Origin of the sequence: Dehalobacter sp., assembly GCA_023667845.1 — a bacterium.
GTDB lineage: Bacteria > Bacillota > Desulfitobacteriia > Desulfitobacteriales > Syntrophobotulaceae > Dehalobacter.
On record JAMPIU010000115.1, the window covers coordinates 1 to 4,039 of the forward strand.

General features: G+C 45.0%; 7 protein-coding genes. All 7 read left to right on the plus strand.

Going from position 1 to position 4,039, the window contains the following annotated elements:
- Positions 1 to 132: 132 nt before the first annotated feature.
- Positions 133 to 438 (plus strand): hypothetical protein, encoded by a 306-nt coding sequence (locus tag NC238_08780; GenBank protein ID MCM1566025.1) that lies wholly within the window; start codon positions 133 to 135, stop codon positions 436 to 438.
- Positions 439 to 573: 135 nt separating this feature from the next.
- A complete protein-coding gene (locus NC238_08785; protein ID MCM1566026.1) occupies positions 574 to 963 on the plus strand; it encodes a hypothetical protein in 390 nt (129 codons plus the stop codon).
- Between the two features lie 481 nt (positions 964 to 1,444).
- Positions 1,445 to 1,846 (plus strand): hypothetical protein, encoded by a 402-nt coding sequence (locus NC238_08790; GenBank protein ID MCM1566027.1) that lies wholly within the window; start codon positions 1,445 to 1,447, stop codon positions 1,844 to 1,846.
- 299 nt (positions 1,847 to 2,145) lie between these two features.
- A complete protein-coding gene (locus NC238_08795; GenBank protein MCM1566028.1) occupies positions 2,146 to 2,877 on the plus strand; it encodes a hypothetical protein in 732 nt (243 codons plus the stop codon).
- Positions 2,878 to 2,958: 81 nt separating this feature from the next.
- Positions 2,959 to 3,354, plus strand: coding sequence for a hypothetical protein (locus NC238_08800; GenBank protein ID MCM1566029.1), 396 nt, complete (start codon positions 2,959 to 2,961; stop codon positions 3,352 to 3,354).
- Positions 3,355 to 3,400: 46 nt separating this feature from the next.
- Complete coding sequence (locus NC238_08805) at positions 3,401 to 3,760, plus strand: hypothetical protein (GenBank protein ID MCM1566030.1); 360 nt, start codon at positions 3,401 to 3,403, stop codon at positions 3,758 to 3,760.
- Positions 3,761 to 3,858: 98 nt separating this feature from the next.
- The coding region (locus tag NC238_08810; GenBank protein ID MCM1566031.1) for a hypothetical protein at positions 3,859 to 4,039 on the plus strand (181 nt) is incomplete at its 3' end.

Below are 4,039 nucleotides of genomic sequence, written 5' to 3' on the forward strand. Positions count from 1 at the left end.
ATGGGAACAGGAGCCTGTAAGTTACCTATATAGGGTGTTTTCGGAATGTCCTATATAAGAAATTTGTTACCTATATAGTGAATAAATTACTTATATAGGGAAACCGGTGAATAACGAGTTGGAGATGAACTGATGACAAAAGACGAAAAATCTGATTCTGAATACGAAATGCTTTTGAAAGGGCTCCAGAGTATTGCCTCAGAAGGTTTTCGGGACGCTAAAGGTAATAGACATAAGGAAAAACAAATATGTTGTCGATATTTCAACACTGGACTGGCGCTGGGCTTCTCTACAGGGGTACTCGTTGATTTTTTGGGAGTCAGTACTCCCTCAATTCTTGATCTAGCTGGCTATTCTGATGAGGATTCCGAAGCAATTATGGAACTCATTGGGTTAATTACTGACGAAGAAATTGCACAAGCGCGGCCACTGAATTGAAGTAACTCAGAAAAATGAAAAACCAACCAACATCAGTCAATTACTGAAAGGTCACAAGCTAAAGAGAAGTACCAACGAGGCCAGTGGACCTCGACACAATAACTCATTACTTTTCTTAGTTTCTGAGATCAAATCATGGGAATGTTTGATTATTACTTGCCGGCAGTAGATATCAACTGCCCAGTCTGCGGTACATCGTTGAAGGAATGGCAGGGTAAAGATGGCGCCTGTGCTCTATTTGTGTGGCAAGAGGGTAACCTTGCACCTATAGAACAACAGGTGGGTGATGACGTTAAGTGGGCTCCATCAGATCGGGATCATTTCCGGCTTCCAGAACAGTTCTTGATCTATTCATATGACTGTAATTGTCCCTTTCCAGTCGAAGCGATTTGCAGGACAAGAAATGGAACTTGGGCAGAAACACGTTTAATAACGGCTGACAACATTGTACAAAAGCCCGAAGAAACACGAGCACATTTCAAGTCACGTCTTCATTGGCTTCAAGGGAAACGGACAAAAACCTAAAGGAGACAAGGGTGTCAAACCTACACATTTGACAAAAAAGCAGACTGCTAAAAATGCGAAGTCCCAACCAGGCAGAAACAGCGGCCTAAAACCGCCGCTGTTCTCCAGATCCGTTAGATGATTAAGAAAAAAGACCTGTAGTGCAGAGGAATCGTTATGTCTTTAAGTGAAAAGGACCAGATGTTTATCAGCAAGAGAAAGAAGCTAACAAAATACTTCCCAATTTGTGGGTGGGGGTGTCTAACGATACTTGCCGGTTATCTAATTTGGGCATTTTTGAAAACACCAATATTATTGAACCCCTTCATCGTACAAGAAAGGATTTTGAACAAACAGATTGAACAATCAAGTCTCGTGCTTATGTCAGTTATGCTTCCCATCGCATTTTCAATCGCTTTCTTCATATTGATAGTACTGGTAGTGTTTATGTTCATTTGGAATTCGCACGAGAAAAAATATCTTAAAATTATCGAGCAAATGGATGACCAGGCATCTAACTTGCGCTCAGACCATGACCGGGCATAAACCCGCCCGGCAGGTCAAGCGCAGCCCCGTTGGACCACAAGGAAATGAAATGGAAAATGAAGATACCGATCTAAGCCCCGGACTTCAAAAATTTCTCAATGCAACAGCCTACTTCATTGCATTCTTTTTCTGGCTGAATTTGTACGGATTTTTGAATCTGTTCTTCAAAATATTAGTCCCCAATCACCCCAAAAATAACTTTATGCATTATACAATTCTCGCGATTATTTTGATTATTGCCGCGAGCGTAACTGAAACCCTGCGCCGTCGGAGAAATCTTCGGCTCTTTCTTTCATTTACAGGCCTTCTGTTTATTGTCAACGCCGTTGTGATCTGGCGAAATTGGTATTTTCATTAGCACGTCATTTAGGCATTTCCGAGAAAAACTGAAAAGGCGATTAAAGGCGAATTAAAAAACCATGGGAATACATATGTATCACTGAGGCGCTGGCTTAGGGGACATTGTCCGGAACGAGGCAGCCACCAGCATTGAAAGACAAAAACAGAAACGGCAAAGAGTGCGGAGGCGGATCACCGGAGAGTATCACGCCTGAGGAACCTGCCGCGATGAGGTCCAACAGGCCCTTGGACACCGACCGGGGCTGAGAAGAGCCCCGGCGCGGGTCAAGGGCGCAAGCCGTTAGCCCAGGAATATGAATGAAAATATACAAGTTCAGGGAATTGACGGACGAGACGCAACGCCAGCGCTTCCTGCCGATTGTGTTGAAAAACACTGTCTGGTGTGCAAAGCCAGATGACCTCAACGATCAAGATGAGTTCAGGTTTAGCCTGGACTACACACCGTCCAACAATACCGCTAGACTATTGACTGAGTTCATTTCTCGGTACCGAACCACCAAGCTCCTCCCTCCTCAACTATCAACAGCGATGGTTTTAGCGACTGGAAAGCTCCAAGAGACTACGGCGACGCACGTCGCAGAAATAATCCATCAGTGCAGAACGGACATCGGAGTAACCAGCTTTTCACTGATGAAATCAGATAATCATCTGTGGGAAGAGTACGGCGGGCATGGTAACGGCGCATATGTTGAAATTGACATACCTGACGCTCTAGTCGGTGAGTCATTCCATCGGGTGCACTATGTACAAGAGAAAGTCTTCCATATAGACAGTTTTCTCGAATCCGCACTTCAGGTAGAGAATAGAATCACAAATTTTAGAAATATCTTGCTGACTAAAACAAAGAAGTGGTCGCAAGAAGAAGAAATTCGTTTTATCGGGAAACGGCAAGACGTGAATTTTATTGTTGATGGTTCCATCACCGAAATCGGCTTCGGTCCTCTTGTCTCAAATGACATCTATGAGCGAATTATGGCAGACATAGCCGGCCATTGTGGCGACAAGAATATCAGCATTGTAAGGCTATAGAGGGCTAACCACACGGCGGCAGCCGGTCTTCGCTACGCTTCGCCGCTGCGCCACGCCACCGTTCTGCACAAAGGTAATGAAATGGGAAGGAACCAAAAACTATACGAAAGACTTGATCAGTTAGAAGACGATTTCGCTTCATATCTACTGGAGGAGCTTGAATCTGTCGCATCGGGTCATTCGTCATGGTTCCTTTCTCGAAAAATACCTCACCACCTCGACGGAAAATTTTGGAGGGATGCAAAAACTGCCGTTGCAGAGAGGACAGAGGCGGAGATTTATGAGTTGCGAAAAAAACTCAATGAGTCAACTTCTGACGGTCTTCTGGCAATCCTTGCGGAATTTGTCGAGACAAGGAGACAACTGTCTGACAAGTTCGACGGCGGCGAAACGCATCTAGCAAGACGAATAATTGAGAAACTGAAGGAATGGCAGAACATGCGCCCGCACGTGACCGCAAAACGCCGCGTCACGTAAGGCGCTAAGCCGTTGCGCAATGAATAAAAATGAAAAACCCATAAAAATGCAATCAATCATACCACGGCTACTCATAATCTCAGTTGCTGCCCTTGTCGGTGCATCAATAGGCAAAGTTGCAGCCTTTGATCAAAGCTATTCTGCCGCTGGCGGAGGAATTATTGCTGCAATAGCCGTCGGCATCGGAGCACTATTCAATCCAAAAACGAAGAAATTAGAACGCACAACACCGACGAGAAAATTACTGGGACTACGAATTGGAGTCATTGGCTTTTGTGTGGCAGTAGGCGGATGGCTAGTTACTGTATATGCTTCCCAGCCTGCCGGTTTCATACTTGCTGCCTCAGGCATTGGAGTAGGCTTTGTGGGCATGGGAATCCACTACGTGAACATGTTCCGTAAATGAAACGATGCACAACCAGGAAGATGCACCGGGCCAAAATGCCGCCCGGTGATCTCCCGGCCCGTTGAACCAATCTACACCAAACCGAGGAAAACCGAGGCTTGGCGAGACAGAATAAGTTGGATTGGCGACATCGACGCAAAGTGGCGGAGCAGAAATCTAGAGTGGTGGCATTTCGTGGCATTGGAGCAAGAATGAGTTACTTTATTCGGAACTTAACAGTTGTACTATCAATCGTAAATGTTACGAGCGGCATATTCATTGTTAATTTATTAAATACAC

What these genes read in the sequence shown, in the direction of transcription:
- NC238_08780 (MCM1566025.1), top strand. Translation starts at nt 133, where the DNA reads ATGACAAAAGACGAAAAATCTGATTCTGAATACGAAATGCTTTTGAAA.
- NC238_08785 (MCM1566026.1), top strand. Translation starts at nt 574, where the DNA reads ATGGGAATGTTTGATTATTACTTGCCGGCAGTAGATATCAACTGCCCA.
- NC238_08790 (MCM1566027.1), top strand. Translation starts at nt 1,445, where the DNA reads ATGACCAGGCATCTAACTTGCGCTCAGACCATGACCGGGCATAAACCC.
- NC238_08795 (MCM1566028.1), top strand. Translation starts at nt 2,146, where the DNA reads ATGAAAATATACAAGTTCAGGGAATTGACGGACGAGACGCAACGCCAG.
- NC238_08800 (MCM1566029.1), top strand. Translation starts at nt 2,959, where the DNA reads ATGGGAAGGAACCAAAAACTATACGAAAGACTTGATCAGTTAGAAGAC.
- NC238_08805 (MCM1566030.1), top strand. Translation starts at nt 3,401, where the DNA reads ATGCAATCAATCATACCACGGCTACTCATAATCTCAGTTGCTGCCCTT.